Origin of the sequence: Pseudonocardia thermophila (genome assembly GCF_900142365.1) — a bacterium.
GTDB lineage: Bacteria > Actinomycetota > Actinomycetes > Mycobacteriales > Pseudonocardiaceae > Pseudonocardia > Pseudonocardia thermophila.
In genome coordinates, this window is sequence record NZ_FRAP01000004.1 from 179,049 (window position 1) to 194,855 (window position 15,807).

The 15,807-nt window shown below is 73.6% G+C and carries 16 protein-coding genes; 7 read left to right on the forward strand and 9 right to left on the reverse strand.

The window, feature by feature from the left end; genetic code table 11:
• Window positions 1–61 precede the first annotated feature (61 nt).
• Window positions 62–1,165 (reverse strand): branched-chain amino acid aminotransferase, encoded by a 1,104-nt coding sequence (locus tag BUE41_RS07240; protein ID WP_200803791.1) that lies wholly within the window; start codon window positions 1,163–1,165, stop codon window positions 62–64.
• Between the two features lie 89 nt (window positions 1,166–1,254).
• Window positions 1,255–1,683: an SRPBCC family protein gene (locus BUE41_RS07245; protein ID WP_073456113.1), complete on the reverse strand. Its 429-nt coding sequence runs from the start codon at window positions 1,681–1,683 to the stop codon at window positions 1,255–1,257.
• A gap of 43 nt (window positions 1,684–1,726) precedes the next feature.
• Between BUE41_RS07245 and BUE41_RS07250 the strand changes: the two genes are divergently transcribed.
• Complete coding sequence (locus BUE41_RS07250) at window positions 1,727–2,296, forward strand: TetR/AcrR family transcriptional regulator (protein WP_234997027.1); 570 nt, start codon at window positions 1,727–1,729, stop codon at window positions 2,294–2,296.
• Here BUE41_RS07250 and BUE41_RS07255 read toward each other — a convergent pair.
• Complete coding sequence (locus BUE41_RS07255; RefSeq protein ID WP_073456116.1) at window positions 2,286–3,560, reverse strand: APC family permease; 1,275 nt, start codon at window positions 3,558–3,560, stop codon at window positions 2,286–2,288. The two genes, BUE41_RS07250 and BUE41_RS07255, sit on opposite strands and share 11 nt — an antisense overlap.
• Before the next feature lie 109 nt (window positions 3,561–3,669).
• On the opposite strand from BUE41_RS07255, the gene BUE41_RS07260 reads away from it, so the two are divergent.
• Window positions 3,670–5,148, forward strand: coding sequence for a leucyl aminopeptidase (locus BUE41_RS07260; protein WP_073456117.1), 1,479 nt, complete (start codon window positions 3,670–3,672; stop codon window positions 5,146–5,148).
• A gap of 494 nt (window positions 5,149–5,642) precedes the next feature.
• Here BUE41_RS07260 and BUE41_RS07265 read toward each other — a convergent pair whose 3' ends face one another.
• Entirely contained in the window at window positions 5,643–5,969 is a 327-nt protein-coding gene (locus tag BUE41_RS07265) for an oxidoreductase (RefSeq protein WP_073456329.1), read from the reverse strand.
• 150 nt (window positions 5,970–6,119) lie between these two features.
• On the opposite strand from BUE41_RS07265, the gene lpdA reads away from it, so the two are divergent.
• The 3 genes from lpdA (at window position 6,120) to BUE41_RS07280 (ending at window position 10,410) form a co-directional block, all read left to right on the forward strand.
• On the forward strand, window positions 6,120–7,514 hold the full coding sequence (gene lpdA, locus BUE41_RS07270) for a dihydrolipoyl dehydrogenase (RefSeq protein ID WP_234997029.1): 1,395 nt from the start codon (window positions 6,120–6,122) through the stop codon (window positions 7,512–7,514).
• A gap of 44 nt (window positions 7,515–7,558) precedes the next feature.
• Window positions 7,559–9,385 carry a 2-oxoglutarate dehydrogenase, E2 component, dihydrolipoamide succinyltransferase gene (gene sucB / locus BUE41_RS07275; protein ID WP_073456118.1) on the forward strand — a complete coding sequence of 609 codons (1,827 nt, stop codon included), beginning with the start codon at window positions 7,559–7,561 and terminating at the stop codon, window positions 9,383–9,385.
• A 134-nt stretch (window positions 9,386–9,519) separates the two neighbouring features.
• Entirely contained in the window at window positions 9,520–10,410 is an 891-nt protein-coding gene (locus BUE41_RS07280) for a TIGR01777 family oxidoreductase (protein ID WP_073456120.1), read from the forward strand.
• A 6-nt stretch (window positions 10,411–10,416) separates the two neighbouring features.
• Here the strand turns inward: BUE41_RS07280 and lipB are convergent, their stop codons facing one another.
• Window positions 10,417–11,157 carry a lipoyl(octanoyl) transferase LipB gene (gene lipB, locus BUE41_RS07285; RefSeq protein ID WP_200803792.1) on the reverse strand — a complete coding sequence of 247 codons (741 nt, stop codon included), beginning with the start codon at window positions 11,155–11,157 and terminating at the stop codon, window positions 10,417–10,419.
• A gap of 10 nt (window positions 11,158–11,167) precedes the next feature.
• Window positions 11,168–12,094, reverse strand: a complete 927-nt coding sequence (locus BUE41_RS07290) for an LLM class F420-dependent oxidoreductase (protein WP_073456123.1) — start codon at window positions 12,092–12,094, stop codon at window positions 11,168–11,170.
• Between the two features lie 36 nt (window positions 12,095–12,130).
• Here BUE41_RS07290 and lipA point away from each other — a divergent pair, with 36 nt between their 5' ends.
• A complete protein-coding gene (gene lipA / locus BUE41_RS07295) occupies window positions 12,131–13,132 on the forward strand; it encodes a lipoyl synthase (protein WP_073456331.1) in 1,002 nt (333 codons plus the stop codon).
• Window positions 13,133–13,149: 17 nt separating this feature from the next.
• A complete protein-coding gene (locus tag BUE41_RS07300) occupies window positions 13,150–13,890 on the forward strand; it encodes a DUF4191 domain-containing protein (RefSeq protein ID WP_073456124.1) in 741 nt (246 codons plus the stop codon).
• Window positions 13,891–13,950: 60 nt separating this feature from the next.
• On the opposite strand, the gene BUE41_RS07305 is transcribed toward BUE41_RS07300, so the two are convergent.
• The 3 genes from BUE41_RS07305 to BUE41_RS07315 are packed head-to-tail and all read right to left on the reverse strand — an operon-like array spanning window position 13,951 to window position 15,772.
• Entirely contained in the window at window positions 13,951–14,712 is a 762-nt protein-coding gene (locus tag BUE41_RS07305) for a MerR family transcriptional regulator (RefSeq protein ID WP_073456332.1), read from the reverse strand.
• A gap of 10 nt (window positions 14,713–14,722) precedes the next feature.
• Window positions 14,723–15,286, reverse strand: a complete 564-nt coding sequence (locus BUE41_RS07310) for a GyrI-like domain-containing protein (protein WP_084754554.1) — start codon at window positions 15,284–15,286, stop codon at window positions 14,723–14,725.
• A gap of 33 nt (window positions 15,287–15,319) precedes the next feature.
• Window positions 15,320–15,772, reverse strand: a complete 453-nt coding sequence (locus tag BUE41_RS07315) for an RDD family protein (RefSeq protein WP_073456126.1) — start codon at window positions 15,770–15,772, stop codon at window positions 15,320–15,322.
• Window positions 15,773–15,807: the final 35 nt, after the last annotated feature.

Sequence of the window (15,807 nt, forward strand, 5' to 3'; positions counted from 1 at the left end):
GGCACTCTCGTCCACTCGGGGTGGACGAGAGTGCCGTTCGTTGCGCCCTGGAGCCGCGGACTCAGGCGGGCACCATCGTGTACATCCACGAGTGCGTGTCCGGGGCCTCGCCGCGCTGGATGGACGTGAGCAGCTCACGCAGCCGCAGCGTGACCGGCCCCGGCTCGCCACCGCCGATGACCACGTCGTCGTCGTGGCTCTTCACCCGTCCGATCGGCGTGATGACCGCGGCCGTGCCGCACCCGAAGACCTCGGTGATCCGGCCGTCCCGCGCACCGTCGAACCACTCCTGGCCGGAGATGCGCCGCTCGGTGACCTCGCAGCCGATCTCCTTCGCCAGCACGAGCAGCGCGTCGCGGGTGATGCCGGGCAGGATGCTGCCGGAGAGCGTGGGCGTGACCAGCTCGGCCTGGTCACCCGAGCCGAACACGAAGAAGAGGTTGTTCGACCCCATCTCCTCGACCCACGTGCGCTCCTCGGCGTCGAGGTAGGCCACCTGCGCGCAGCCGTGCTCGGCGCCCTGGGACTGCGGGAGCAGGGACGCGGCGTAGTTGCCGCCGCACTTCGCCGTGCCCGTACCGCCGAGCGCGGCACGGGTGTAGTCCGTGGACAGCCATACGTCGACCGGCTTCACCCCACCTGCGAAGTACGGCCCGGCCGGGGAGGCGATCAGCACGTAGAGGTACTCCGCCGAGGGCCGCACGCCCAGGCCCACCTCGGTGGCGAGCATGAACGGCCGCAGGTACAGCGAATCCTCGCCGCCCGCGGCGGGCACCCAATCACGGTCGACGTCTAGCAGCTGGCGGATCGACTCCAGGAACAGCTCGTCGGGCAGCTCGGCCATCGCGAGCCGCGCCGCGGAGCGCCTAAAACGCGCGGCATTGGCGTCGGGGCGGAAGCAGGCGATCGAACCGTCGGGCTGGCGGTAGGCCTTGAGCCCTTCGAAGATCTCCTGCCCGTAGTGCAGCACCATTGCCGCGGGGTCGAAGGTGAGCGGGCCGTACGGCTTGAGTTCCGCGTCGTGCCAGCCCTTTTCCGCCGTCCACCGGATCGTGACCATGTGGTCGGTGAAGTACCTCCCGAAGCCGGGTTCGGCCAGGATTTCCGCACGCCGCTCCGGGGGTGTGGGAGACGGGTGCGGGGTACGGGTGAATGCCACGGTCATGCCGGACAAGGTAGCCGGAGGGTTCGACGGTCGGAAGCCCGACCATCCCTTGTCCTATCCCCTGCCGCTGCCGGAACCCAGCCCGGCCGTCATTGCGCCGGCTCCCCCTCGGTGCAGCAGCGCCGGAATCCCTCCGCCTCCAGGCTCAGGTACCGGCGCGTGAGCCCGCCGTAAACGCGGCCGATGAGCCGCCCGATCGGTCCCTCCTGCACGAGCCGGAGGGTCAGCCGGGTCCCCTCACCGTCCGGCTCGATCAGGTGTTCGCCGATCGTTCGGACGCCGGGGCCGGTCGACTCCCACACCATGCCGCCGTCGTCGAGCCGGGTCACTGTCCACACGGCCTTCGGCAACTTCGGCTGGCGCACCTCGGCGCGGGAGCCGACGGCGAGCGGGCCGTCGTCGAGCCGGCGCACCGACGTGATCGACGGTGTCCAGCGCGGCCAGGCCTCGACGTCGACGAGAGCCGCGTGCAACCGCTGCACCGGCGCCGCGACGTGCAGGGTGTGCGTGAACTCCATGGCCGGAATGTACCACGTGGTACACCGATGTACCGTGTGGTACGTGCCGTCTCGGGAAGCGTTGCTGGACGCCGCGATCGCCCACGTCGAGCAGCACGGCCTCGGTGAGCTGTCGATGCGCGGCATCGCGGCCGCGATCGGCACCAGCCACCGGATGCTCAACTACCACTTCGGCTCGCGCGAGGCGTTCGTCCGCGCCCTCGTCGACCGCGTCGAGCAGCGCCAGCGCGACCGCCTCGCCGCACTGCTCGCCGATCCCGACGTTCCCCCGCTCGAGCAGGCCGCCCGGTTCACCGAGCAGCTGCTCGATCCCTCGCTGTGGCCGGCGGAGCGGCTGTTCTTCGAGGTCTACGGGCAGGCGCTGGCCGGCGCTCCGCACACCGCCGGGTTCCTCGACCGCGTCGTCACGGCGTGGCTCGAGCCCGCCGCCGAGCTGCTGGTGCGCATCGGCGTGCCGCGCGAGCAGGCCCGCACCCACGCCCGGCTCGGCCTCGCCGTCACGCGCGGACTGCTGCTGGACCTGCTCGCCACCGGCGACGTGGCGGGGGTGCGCGCCGCGGCCGAGCTGTACCTGCAGACCTACAAGGACCTGCAGGCCGGCATCACGCAGTGACGCGCACCGTGGCCGCCGCCCAGCCCACCGCGATCGCCACCACGGCGATCAGCACCTGGACCGGCGGCAGCGACGCGGCCATCACCAGCGACAGCACCAGCCCCACCGGCGGCGCCCAGCGGGGCCAGCGCCGCCGCTCCGCGGGCAGCCGCAGCGCCGCGAGGTTCAGCACCGCGTAGGCGATCAGCACTGCGCACGCCGACACCGCGATCGTGGCGGCCTGCCCGCCGACGCACACGACGGCGATCGCCACCGCCCCGGACACCAGCCCGGCCCGGCACGACGTACCCCGCTCCCCCGTCACCGCCAGCGCGCGCGGCAGCTCGCCGGCCCGGGCCATCGTCACCACCGTGCCGGTGAGCGCGACCAGTACCCACAGCAGCGCCGACATCGCCACCACGGCGGCCGCCACCCGCACCAGCATGCCCAGCGCCGGAGCACCGCCCGCGTCGACGACGGCGGCGAGCGGCGCGACCTCGGCCGACAGCCGTTCCGCGCCCATCCCGACGATCAGCGCGATCGCGAGCAGGAGCAGCACCGCGAGCCCGATCGCCAGCGTCACGAGCAGGCCGCGGCACAGCGTCGCGGCCGGCTCCCGGGCCTCGCCGCCGGCCATCCCGACCCGCGCGAGCCCGGCGAACGCGAACGACACGAACGCGGCCGCGCCGGTGATCCCGAGCCCACCCCAGCCCAGCTCGGCCGGGTCCGGCGACCAGCCCGCCGCCGGGGCGACCGGCGCGTCCCCGGCCAGGAGCAGAGACACGACGACGACGAACAGCAGGACCGCGAGAGTGCCGCCGACCAGGGCGTAGGTGCCGCGGACCGTCCAGCGGACGCCCGCGACGTTCGCGATCGTGGCGGCCACCAGCACCCCGATCGCGGCGGGCAGCGGCGCCGACGGCAGCACGTAGGAGGCGAAGATCGAGGCCACCGCGGCGGCGGCCGTCGCCCGGGCCACCAGGAACGCGACCGATCCCAGCCGGCCCAGCGCATCGGGTAGCCGGGCCCTGGCGACGTCCAGTGCGCTGAGCTCGCTCAGCCCGGTCGAGCGATCGTGCGCCAGCACCAGCTCGGCGGTGGACGCGGTGGAGCAGTACGCGGCGAACGCGGCGATCAGCACCGCCAGCGGCAGCCAGCGCCCAGCGGCGGCCGCCGCCGGGCCCCAGACGGCGAACGACCCGGCCCCGAGCACGGCAGCCAACCCGAGCACGACCACATCGGTCGTGCCGAGTCGCCGCTCCGCGCGCTCCTGTCTGCCGGGCACCCGTACAGCCAAGCATCTTCGACTGCCCCGTCCGGGCGCATGCCGGTGTCATTAGCATCTCGAAGGGATCTCGCCCCGACCCCGTCCCACCGAGAGGAAGTCGTCCACCGTGTCGACCGAGCTGCTGCCCGCCACCGGCCCCGCCGGATCCGCCGACGTCGAGGCCGTGATCGTCGGGCTCGTGCAGGGCGAGTCCGCCCCCGAGCTCGCCGACGGCGCCGCCGAGGTCGCCGCCGCATTCGGGGAGGGCCGGCTGATCGAGCTGCTGAGCGCGGTCGGCGCCACCGGCAAGGCGGAGGAGATCGTCAAGATCCCGACCGGGGGCGCGATCACCGCGCCGCTGCTGGTCGCAGCCGGGCTCGGCAAGCCGGTCGACGACGGTGACCGCGCCGTCCTCGCCGAGCGCGTCCGGCGCGCCAGCGGGGCGGCCGCCCGCGCGCTGGCCGGCAAGGCGAGTGCCCGGAACACGCTCGGGGCGATCGACGCGGCCGCGGCGGGCGAGGGCAGCGTGCTCGGCGCGTACACGTTCAGCGAGTACCGCAGCTCAGACGGCAAGGCCCCGTTGAGCCGCGTCGAGGTCGACGGGGACGCGGCCGCGATCGAGCGGGCCGCCACCGTCGCTGCGGCCGTCGTCGCGGCGCGGGACCTGATCAACACGCCGCCCAACGATCTCTACCCGGCCACGTTCGCCGAGCGGGCCGCCGCGCTCGCCACCGAGGCGGGGGTCGCCGTCGAGGTCCTCGACGAGAAGGCGCTCGCCGACGGCGGTTACGGCGGGATCCTCGGCGTCGGCCAGGGCTCGACGCGCCCGCCGCGGCTCGTGCGGCTGACGTGGTCCGGCGGCGACGCGCCGCGGGCGAAGGTCGCTCTCGTCGGCAAGGGCATCACGTTCGACACCGGCGGCATCTCGATCAAGCCCGCCGCGAACATGGACCACATGACCAGCGACATGAGCGGCGCGGCCGCGGTCATCGTGACGACCGTGCTCGCCGCCCGGCTGAACCTGCCGGTCGCGGTCACCGCCACCGTGCCGATGGCGGAGAACCTGCCGTCCGGGTCGGCCTACCGGCCGGGTGACGTGCTGCGCATGTACAGCGGCAAGACCGTCGAGGTGCTCAACACCGACGCCGAGGGCCGGCTGATCCTCGCCGACGCGATCGCCCGTGCCGCCGAGGACTCCCCCGACCTGCTCGTCGAGGTCTCCACCCTCACCGGTGCCCAGCAGGTGGCGCTCGGTATGCGCACCGCCGGCGTCATGGGCAGCGACGAGCTGCGCGACCGCATCGCCGCGCTCGGCCGCGCGGTCGGCGAGGACGCCTGGGCCATGCCGCTGCCCGAGCACCTGCGCGAAGGCCTCGACTCGCGCATCGCCGACATCGCCAACGCCGCCAGCGCGCGTTGGGGCGGGATGCTCTCCGCCGGGATCTTCCTGCGCGAGTTCGTGCCGGCCGGGCTGCCGTGGGCGCACATCGACATCGCCGGCCCGTCGTTCAACTCGAACAGCCCGTGGGGGTACACGCCGAAGGGCGGCACCGGCGTCCCGGTCCGGACGCTGGCCGCGCTGCTGCAGGAGCTCGCCGAGGCATAGGGAGTCGCGCATCTCGTCCGGCGAGTCCCGCGCCTCGCCCGGCGAGTCCCGCATCCGGCACCGCGAGTCCCGCGTGCTGTCTGGCGAGTACTGCGATCCGCGCGGTGTGCGCACCAGACGCACACCACACAGGACCCGCGTGCGCGACTCGCCGGGCGACACGCGCGATCCGCCGGCCCGACCTCCGGGCTCGCGAGTCCCGCGTTTCGGCCGGCGAGTCGCGCGGTCGACCCAGCGAGTCCGACATGGCGTCGGCCAGCTGCGTGTTCCGTCCACACAGACCGCTCAGGACTCACCCGTGTCGGACGCAGGACTCGCCGCGCCGGTCGCGAGACTCGCGATCCCAGACGCGCGACGCGCGGCCCGAGACGGGCAACTCGCGGTGCCGAATGCGCAACTCGCGGCCCCGAGTGCACGACTCCCGCCCGACCGAATGCGTGACTCGCCCGACCGGACGCGCGACTCGCCCGCGCGGGTGCACGCCCTCCGCGGCCCTACTGCTCCAGCTCGCGACGCCGCCTCAGGATCCGCTCCCGCGCGTCGTGATCGCGCATGCGCTGCGGGTACCCGACGATCTGCGCGTCGTAGATCGGCAGCGCGAGCTTGCGGGCGAAGCGGATGGCGGCGGCGGGGCCGGACACCCGGCCACGTGTCCAGGCGCCGTCCGCGTCGACCAGCAGCACTGTGGTCGGGGTGACGGTGGTGCGCGGCTCGACGAACGCCTCGACGCCGTGGTGCGCGGCGGCCCACTCGCGCAACCGGTCGAGATCGTCCCCACCGGACGACGAACGACGGCCGCGCAGCCGGTCGAGCAGTCCCACCGCGACCACCTCCTCGCTGCGGTCAAACGCCGGTGGGCGGTGATTCTCTCCCGAACGGACCACATCCCACTTGGAGTAGCCGCGGGTGACAAGATGGGCCCAGGAGCCCGGCTGACCCCGGGCCGACGGAAGTCTCGAGGGAGCTGTCGCGTGCCTGAGCACAACACCGTGCACAACGCGGACGTCGTGATCCTGGGTGCCGGTTCGGGCGGTTACGCCTGCGCACTGCGCGCCGCCGAGCTGGGGAAATCGGTCGTGCTCATCGAGCGCGACAAGATCGGAGGCACCTGCCTGCACCAGGGCTGCATCCCCACGAAGGCCCTGCTGCACGCCGCGGAGGTCGCGGACGCCGCGCGGGAGGGCGCCAAGGTCGGGGTGCTGTCCAAGCTGGACGGCATCGACATGTCCGGCGTCCACAGCTACAAGGACGGCGTGATCACCCGGCTCTACAAGGGCCTGCAGGGGCTGATCAAGTCGCGGAAGATCCAGGTCGTCGAGGGCACGGGCCGGTTCGAGGCGCCGAACGCCGTCGTCGTCGGTGATGATCGTTACGTCGGCACGGACGTGGTCCTGGCCACGGGCAGCTACGCACGCACGCTCCCCGGTCTCGAGATCGGCGGCCGCATCCTCACCAGCACTGAGGCGCTGCGCCTGCCCGAGGTCCCCGGCACGGTCGTGATCCTCGGCGGCGGCGTGATCGGCGTCGAGTTCGCCAGCGTGTTCGCCAGCTTCGGCGCCCAGGTGACGATCGTGGAGGCGCTCCCCCGCCTGGTCCCGGCGGAGGACGAGTTCTGCTCCAAGCTCCTGGAGCGCGCCTTCCGCCGCCGCAGGATCGCCTTCCGCACCGGCGTGAAGTTCACCGGTGCGACGCAGGACGAGAACGGCGTCACGGTGACGCTGGAGACCGGCGAGGAGCTGGAGGCCGACTACCTGCTGGTCGCGGTCGGCCGCGGGCCCAACACCGCCGAGCAGGGCTTCGCCGAGGCGGGCATCGCGATGGAGCGCGGGTACGTGCTGGTCGACGAGCGGCTGCGCACCAACCTGCCCCACGTGTACGCCGTCGGCGACATCGTGCCGGGGCTGCAGCTCGCGCACCGCGGCTTCGCGCAGGGGGTGTTCCTCGCCGAGCAGATCGCCGGGTTGAACCCGCCGCCGATCGACGAGGCCGGCATCCCGCGCGTCACGTACTGCGAGCCCGAGGTGGCGTCGGTGGGCCTGACCGAGGAGCAGGCCCGCGAACGCCACGCAGAGGTGCAGACCCTCACCTACGACCTCGCCGGCAACGGCAAGAGCCAGATCCTGCAGACCCAGGGCGCGATCAAGCTGGTCAAGGCCGGCGCTCCTGGCGAGCCGGGTCCGGTCGTCGGCATCCACATGGTCGGCGCCCGCGTCGGCGAGCTCATCGGCGAGGCACAGCTGATCTACAACTGGGACGCGCACGCCGACGACGTCGCCGCGCTCGTCCACGCCCACCCCACCCAGAACGAGGCACTCGGCGAAGCGCATCTGGCGCTCGCCGGCAAGCCGCTGCACGCACACAGCTGACCGGCTCGCCGGCCGATCGCACAAGGACAGGAGTACCGACCCACATGGCCTTCACCGTCCAGATGCCCGCCCTCGGGGAGAGCGTGACCGAGGGGACCGTCACCCGCTGGCTCAAGCAGGAGGGTGACACGGTCGAGGTCGACGAGCCGTTGCTCGAGGTCTCGACCGACAAGGTGGACACCGAGATCCCCTCGCCCGTCGCCGGCGTGCTGCAGCGCATCGTCGCGGCCGAGGACGAGACCGTCGAGGTCGGCGGCGACCTCGCCGTGATCGCGGACGCGAGCGACGAGCCCGTCGACACCCCGGCCCCGCAGGCCGCTGCGCCCGCCACCGAGGCGGCCGACGACACCGCAGAGGACACCGAGGAGCAGACGGAGGTCGAGCCCGCCCCGGCCGACGCGCCCGCGCCGCGACCCACCCCGGCCGCTGCTGCCCCGGCCGGTGGCTCCGGTGGCGGCGCCCGCACCCCGGTGACGATGCCCGCGCTCGGCGAGAGCGTCACCGAGGGCACGGTCACCCGCTGGCTCAAGCAGGTCGGCGACACCGTCGCCGTCGACGAGCCGCTGCTGGAGGTCTCGACCGACAAGGTCGACACCGAGATCCCCTCCCCGGTCGCCGGCACGCTGCTGGAGATCACCGCCCAGGAGGACGAGACCGTCGAGGTCGGCGCGCAGCTCGCCGTCATCGGCGACGCCGACGCCGCGCCCGCCGCGCCCGAGCCCGCGCCCTCGGCCCCCGAGCCCGAGGCGCCGAAGGCCGAGCCGGAGCCGGAACCCGAGCAGGAGGCGCCCGCTGCGCCCGAGGCGGAGCCGGCCGCTCCTGCTCCCGCCCCGGCTGCGCCCGCTGCCCCGGCCGCGGAGGAGCCCGCCGAGGAGCCGTCCTCGGGCGGCGCCCCGTACGTCACCCCACTGGTGCGCAAGCTCGCCGCCGAGCACGGCGTGGACCTCTCGACGATCAAGGGCTCCGGTGTCGGCGGCCGCATCCGCAAGCAGGACGTGCTGGCCGCGGCCGAGGCCAAGAAGGCGGCGGCCGCTCCGACACCGGCCGAGACCCCGGCGGCGCCCGCTGCGGCTCCTCCTGCTGCCCCCGCAGCCGCTGCGGCGCCGCGTGCCCCGCAGGCCGTGCCGAAGCCGGCCGACGGCGGCCCGCAGCCGGGCACCACGGTGAAGATGTCGCGGCTGCGCCAGATCATCGCGGAGCGGATGAGCGAGTCCCTGCGGGTGTCGGCGCAGCTGACCACCGTGCAGCAGGTCGACGTCACCCGGATCGCCGCGCTGCGGGCGAAGGCGAAGGCGGAGTTCGAGCGCCGCGAAGGGGTGAAGCTGACCTTCCTGCCGTTCTTCGCGAAGGCCGCGATCGAGGCGCTGAAGGCGTTCCCTCAGGTCAACGCGTCGATCAACGAGGAGACGAAGGAGGTCACCTACCACGACTCAGTCCACCTCGCGATCGCCGTCGACACCCCGCGCGGGCTGATCGTCCCGGTCATCCACGACGCCGACCAGCTCAACATCGCCGGTCTGGCGAAGCGGATCGCCGACCTCGCCGAGCGCACGCGGACCAACAAGATCTCGCCGAACGAGCTGTCCGGCGGGACCTTCACGATCACCAACATCGGCAGCGTCGGCGCCCTGTTCGACACGCCGATCATCAACCAGCCGCAGGTCGCGATCCTCGCCACGGGTGCGATCACCAAGCAGCCGGTGGTGGTCACCGACGCCGACGGCAACGACTCGATCGCGATCCGGTCGGTCTGCTACCTGCCGCTGACCTACGACCACCGGCTCATCGACGGGGCCGACGCCGGCCGGTTCGTGTCGGCGATCCGGGCTCGGCTCGAGGAGGGTGCGTTCGAGGCGGACCTCGGGCTCTAACGCCTCGTAGACCGCGGTAAGTCGCGACGAACGGCACTTTCGTCCACTCTGAGTGGACGAGAGTGCCGTTCGTTGCATCCGGGGTGCCGTGCAGCCGGGTCGCGCGACCAGCCGCGGTGGGCCAAGATCGGGTCGTGCGCGTCGTCGTCGCCGGTTCGTCCGGCCTGATCGGTACTGCCGTCGTCGCCCACCTGCGCTCGGCGGGGCACGAAGTGCTGCGCCTGGTCCGGCGCACCCCGGCGGCACCCGACGAACGGAGCTGGGACCCGCCCGCAGGCCGCATCGACGAGGGCACCTTCGACGGGGTCGGCGCCGTCCTCGGTCTGGGCGGCGCGGGCATCGGGGACCGCCCGTGGAGCGGAGCGCGCAAGCAGGTGCTGCGGGACAGCCGCATCGGCGCCACCGAGGTGCTCGCCGCGGCCGTGGCCGAGCACCGGGTGCCGACGTTCGTGTCGGCGTCGGCGGTGGGCTTCTACGGCGACGCGGGCCCGGACGAGATCGACGAGTCCGCACCGCAGGGGTCCGGCTTCCTCGCCGAGCTGGTGCGCGACTGGGAGGCCGCGACCCGGGCCGCGGCGGACGCCGGCGCCCGGGTGGTCACCCTGCGCACCGGGCTGGTGCTGTCCCGGCGCGGCGGGCTGATGGGCCGGCTACGGCCGCTGTTCCGGCTCGCGCTGGGCGGGTGGATCGGGTCCGGCCAGCAGTACTGGCCGTGGGTGTCCCTCGACGACGTGGTCGGCGCGACCCGGTTCGTCGTCGAGCACGACGAGATCAGCGGCCCGGTGAACGTGACCGGCCCGACGCCCGTCACCAACGCCGAGTTCACCCGCGCGCTGGCCGCGGCGCTGCACCGGCCAGCGCCGGTGCCCGTGCCGGAGGCGCTGGTGCGGCTGCTGCCCGGCGGGATGGGCGAGGAGATGCTGCTCCACAGCCAGCGCGCGGTGCCCGCGAAGCTGCTGGCGGCCGGGTACGAGTTCCGCCACCGCACCCTCGACGACGCGCTGGCCGCGGCGGTCGGGGGTTAGCGGACGCTACCGGATCGCCGGGTCCAGCTGCAGGTCCAGCCCGGCGGGCACCCGCGGCCGCGCCACCGGGTGCTCCCGCACGGGCAGGGTGCCGTCGAGCGCGGCGAGGACCGCCTCCTCCAGCGGATCGATCACCTCAGCCACCGGCACCGGGCGGCCGAGCTCGGCCGCCAGGGACGTCACCCCGGCGTCGGAGATGCCGCACGGCACGATGCGGTCGAACGCGGACAGATCGGGGTCGCAGTTCAGCGCCAGGCCGTGCAGCGTCACCCCGGCCTGCACGCGCACGCCGATCGCACCGATCTTGCGCTCGTAGCGGGTCTCGTCGGCGGGCAGCCACACCCCGCTGCGGCCCTCCACGCGACCGGCGTCGGTGAGGCCGAAGCCGTGCACGACGGCGATCATCGCCTCCTCGAGCCGGCGGACGTAGTCGACGACGTCGAGCGGCTCGGCCAGCCCGATGATCGGGTACGCGACGATCTGGCCCGGCCCGTGCCAGGTGATCCGCCCGCCGCGGTCGACGTCGATCACCCGGGAGCCGTCGGTCGGCCGGTCCTCGGGCTGGGTCCGCTTGCCCGCGGTGTAGACGTGGTGGTGCTCCAGCAGCATGAGCACGTCGGGCCCGCGGCCCTCGCGGCGGTCGTCGGCGTGGGCGCGCTGGATCTCCCACGCCACCTCGTAGTCGACGAGGCCGAGGCGGTCGACGCGGACGGGATCGGTGCTGCGGCGGCAGGATCGGCTGGCCATGGCGCTCACGTTACGCCAGCTGGGGTGCGACGCGGGCGGCGATGAGCTCCAGGTGGTCCAGGTCGGACAGGTCGAGGACCTGCAGGTAGACGCGGGTCACCCCGGCCTCCTCCCGCCACCGCCCGAGCGCGTCGACGACCTGGTCCGGGGTGCCGACGAGGGGGTTGTCGACGTGGTCGCCGGCGGCGGTTCCGGTCACGGCGAGGCGGCGCTCCACCTCGGCGTCGGTCGCTCCGACGGCGACGCGCTGGGCGAACGAGCGCACCATGCCGCCGGGGTCGCGGCCGACGGCCGTGCACGCGTTCGCCACCCGCTCGTACTGCGCGACGGCGACGTCGAGCCTGGGGAACGGCAGGTTGAACTCGGCGGCGTAGCGGGCGGCCAGCGCCGGGGTGCGCTTCGGCCCCATCCCGCCGACGATCACCGGGATCTGCCGGCTCGGTTTCGGCAGCGCGGGCGAGTCGGCCACCGTGTAGTAGCGGCCCTCGAACGAGTAGCGCTCCCCCTCCGGGGTCGCCCACAGCCCGGTGATGATCTCCAGCTGCTCCGCGAGTCGGTCGAAGCGCTCCGCCTGCGGCGGGAACGGGATCCCGAACGCGGTGTGCTCGGCCTCGAACCAGCCGGCGCCGAGGCCGAACTCGATGCGGCCGCCGGACATCTGATCGGCCTGCGCGACGGCGATCGCGAGCGGGCCCGGCAGCCGGAACGTGGCGGACGTCACCAGGGTGCCCAGTGCGATCCGCTCGGTCTGCACGGCCAGGGCCGTGAGGGTGGTCCACGCGTCGGTGGGCCCGGGTAGGCCGGTGCCACCCATCGTCAGGTAGTGGTCGGAGCGGAAGAAGCCGTCGAAACCGAGTGCCTCGGCGGCCTGCGCGACCCGGAGCAGGTCGGCGTAGGTCGCGCCCTGCTGGGGCTCGGTGAAGATCCTCAAGTCCACGGGGCTCCAGGCTATCCGAGGCGTAGGGTGAGCACCGTGACGATCGCTCCCGAAGGTCGCAAGCTCCTGCGCCTGGAGGTCCGCAACAGCGAGACCCCGATCGAGCGCAAGCCGTCGTGGATCCGCACCCGCGCGCGCACCGGCCCCCAGTACACCGAGCTGAAGCAGCTGGTGCGCTCCGGCGGCCTGCACACGGTCTGCGAAGAGGCCGGCTGCCCGAACATCTACGAGTGCTGGGAGGACCGGGAAGCGACCTTCCTGATCGGCGGTGAGCAGTGCACCCGCCGCTGCGACTTCTGCCAGATCGACACCGGCAAGCCGGCCGAGCTCGACCGCGACGAGCCCCGGCGGGTCGCCGAGTCGGTCCGGCAGATGGGGCTGCGCTACTCCACCGTCACCGGCGTCGCGCGCGACGACCAGCCCGACGGCGGCGCCTGGCTGTACGCCGAGACCGTCCGCCAGATCCACGCCCTCAACCCGGGCACCGGGGTGGAGCTGCTCATCCCGGACTTCAACGCCCGCGACGACCAGCTCGGCGAGGTCTTCTCCGCCCGCCCGGAGGTGCTGGCGCACAACCTGGAGACCGTGCCGCGGATCTTCCGCCGCATCCGCCCCGGGTTCCGCTACGAGCGCTCCCTCGAGGTCATCACCAAGGCCCGCGCGGCCGGGCTGGTGACCAAGTCGAACCTGATCCTCGGCCTGGGCGAGACCCCCGACGAGGTCACCGCCGCGCTGCAGGACCTCTACGACGCCGGCTGCGAGATCGTCACGATCACCCAGTACCTGCGCCCCTCGCGGCGCCACCACCCGGTGGAGCGCTGGGTCAAACCCGAGGAGTTCGTCCAGCACGCCGAGACCGCCGAGAAGATCGGCTTCGCCGGCGTCATGGCCGGCCCGCTGGTGCGCTCCTCCTACCGCGCCGGACGGCTGTACGCGCAGACGATCGCCGCCCGCGGCGAGCAGCTCCCGCCCGGGCTGGAGCACCTCGCCCACGAGGGAGCCGCCGCCCAGGAGGCGCGGTCCTTGCTGGCCGAGTAGCCACGTATCCTGGGCCGATGGCGGGTGGGAAGAAGGACGCTGCGGCGAAGGAAGCGAAGGCGGCGGCGAAGAAGGAGAAGCGGGAGCAGGCCCGTGCCCGGCGCCGCCAGATCTGGCAGGTCTTCCAGACGCAGCGCAAGGAGGACAAGCTCCTCCTGCCGTTGATGATCGGTGCGCTCGTCGGGGCCAGCGCCCTGGCGTTCATCATCGGGCTGTTCTTCGACCTGGAGTGGGTCCTGCTGCCGATCGGCATCGCGGTCGGCGTGCTGATCGCGGTCAGCATCTTCGGCCGCCGGGTGCAGGCCTCGGTGTTCGCGAAGGCCGAGGGCACACCCGGCGCGGCCGGCTGGGTGCTGGAGAACATGCGCGGCCAGTGGCAGGTCACCCCCGGCGTCGCCGGCACCACCCACCTCGACGCCGTGCACCGCGTCGTCGGCCGCCCCGGCATCATCCTGGTCGCCGAGGGCGCCCCGCACCGGGTGAAGTCGCTGCTCGCGCAGGAGAAGAAGCGCACCGCGCGCGTCGTCGGCACCACCCCGATCTACGACATCATCGTCGGTAACGACGAGGGCCAGGTGCCGCTCAAGCAGCTGCAGCGCCACCTGATGAAGCTGCCGCGCAACATCTCGGCGGCGGAGATGGCCTCGCTCGACGCACGGCTGGCCGCGCTGGGGTCGCGGGCCGCCGCGATGCCGAAGGGGCCTCTGCCGCAGGGCGCGAAGCTGCGCAGCGTGCAGCGCACCGTCCGCAGGCGCTGAGGTCGTCCGGGTCGGGCCCGCACGGCCGGGGTCGCAGGGAGGAACCTCTCCGCCTGCCGTTCACGCCACCAGCACGCCCAGGCGGGTCACCAGTTCCTCCGGCCGCGCTGTCGACGGATCGGTGAGGTACGTCTCGACGATCGGGCCGACCGCCTGGTGCCCTTGCACCCGCACCTGCTCCAGGAGCGCAGCGTACGCGCGCGGAAGCACCTCGTAGGGGCCGACGTGCAGCGTGGTCGCCCACTGCCCGCCGGGCAGCACCTGCTCGTCTTCGAGCCCGGGCGCGGTGCGGGGCACCCCGACGAGCACGTCCATCTCCTCGGCGAGATCGAGCGGGTAGACCGCCGTCAGCGGCTCCCGACCGACGCCCGCGGCGAGCACCCGGCCGCAGAGCGCGCCGATGTCGGCGTCGAGCTCGGCCGCGCGGACGGTGCCGCGCACCCCGGCCAGCTGCTGCGCAGGCTGATCGGCCACGGCGACGTCGTAGCGGACGCGGTCCGGGCTGGCCAGCAGTCCGTCGAGGGCGCGCAGCGTCTGCTCGCGGCGGGCCAGCTCGGCGGCCCACCGCTCCCGTTGGTCGGCCAGCACCTTCGCGACCGCGGCGTCGTCCGGGGCCTCGAGCACCTCCCGGACGACCGGGATCGGCACGTCGAGCCGCCGCAGCAGCGCGATCGTCGTGGCCGCCGGGACCTGCTCGACCGTGTAGTACCGATAGCCCGACGACGGATCGACGTGGGCGGGTTCGAGCAGGCCCTCGGCGGCGTAGTGCCGGACCGCCTTGACCGTCAGGCGGCAGAGGCGGGCGAACGCCCCGATCGACATCACGGTGCCATCATGCGCGCCGTCGCGCGGGTGCGTCCGCGGCGCTCCCCCGGTCGTCGTCGAGCGACAGCTGCAGCCAGGTGCGCAGCTCCTCCGGCGGGACGGTCGACGGATCGGTGAGGTAGACCTCGGTGTGCCCCTCGGCCGGGGTGCGCCCCTGGGCGGCGACGAACCGGCGGAGCGCCTCGAGTGCGGGGCGCTCCGCCGAGTACGGGCCGTGGTGCAGCAGCCGGGCCACTCGCTGGGCCGGGACGTGGCGCAGCCGCACGGCCACCCCGAACGGCGCCGCGGCGGCCGCGACCGCGTCCTCGGTGGCCCCGGCCGGGGCCGGGACGGCGAGCCGCCACTGCCAGCCCTGCGGGGCGTCGAGATCGAACGCCGCAGGGTCACCGCCCTGGGTGTAGGTGCCCTCCAGCGGCACGTCGGTGAGGTCGCCGAGGGCGGCCCGCACGGCGTAGAGCGCCTGGATGGCCGTACCGAACTCCGGCGACTCGGGTGCGCCGGCGCCGTCGACGGTGAGCACGTCGCGGGCCGGGATGTCGATCACGTCGGGAACGCTCGTCGATGTGGTCATGCCCCGACGGTCGACCCTCCCGCAGGGGGAGGGTCAAGCCCGGGTGCGCACCACGATCGAGCGGGTGGCGCGGTCGTGCCAGCCGCGCTCGTCGGCGTCGCGGATCAGCGGTGGCACGACCAGCGCGACGAGCAGGGTGCGCAGGAGCGCGCGCGGCAGCCCGATCACGGCCGTCGAGCCGATGGACGCGACGCGGATGCCGAGCGCCACCATGCCGGCGCTGGCGCCGAAGAACGCCACCGGCAGCGCCGTGATGACGAACCAGACACCCAGCACGGCCCACTGCAGGTACGGGGACTCGAACGGATCCGGCCCGACGAGCAGCAGGGCGATCAGGTAGCCGAGCAACCAGTCGACGACGAGTGCGAACACGCGTCGGCTGAGCGACGCCACCGACGCCGGCCCCTCGGCCGGCAGCCCGAACCGGGCACCCGGATGACCGTCCGGCGCAGGGACGGGAATTTCGGACTCGCTGGTGGACGCCATGGCACTAGGGTAGGCCTCCACCGGGAGAGACTCGT

Coding starts and splice junctions, on each gene's coding strand:
- BUE41_RS07240 (WP_200803791.1), bottom strand. CDS start 1,165: ATGACCGTGGCATTCACCCGTACCCCGCACCCGTCTCCCACACCCCCG.
- BUE41_RS07245 (WP_073456113.1), bottom strand. CDS start 1,683: ATGGAGTTCACGCACACCCTGCACGTCGCGGCGCCGGTGCAGCGGTTG.
- sucB (WP_073456118.1), top strand. CDS start 7,559: ATGGCCTTCACCGTCCAGATGCCCGCCCTCGGGGAGAGCGTGACCGAG.
- lipB (WP_200803792.1), bottom strand. CDS start 11,157: ATGGCCAGCCGATCCTGCCGCCGCAGCACCGATCCCGTCCGCGTCGAC.
- BUE41_RS07300 (WP_073456124.1), top strand. CDS start 13,150: ATGGCGGGTGGGAAGAAGGACGCTGCGGCGAAGGAAGCGAAGGCGGCG.
- BUE41_RS07305 (WP_073456332.1), bottom strand. CDS start 14,712: ATGTCGATCGGGGCGTTCGCCCGCCTCTGCCGCCTGACGGTCAAGGCG.
- BUE41_RS07310 (WP_084754554.1), bottom strand. CDS start 15,286: ATGACCACATCGACGAGCGTTCCCGACGTGATCGACATCCCGGCCCGC.
- BUE41_RS07315 (WP_073456126.1), bottom strand. CDS start 15,772: ATGGCGTCCACCAGCGAGTCCGAAATTCCCGTCCCTGCGCCGGACGGT.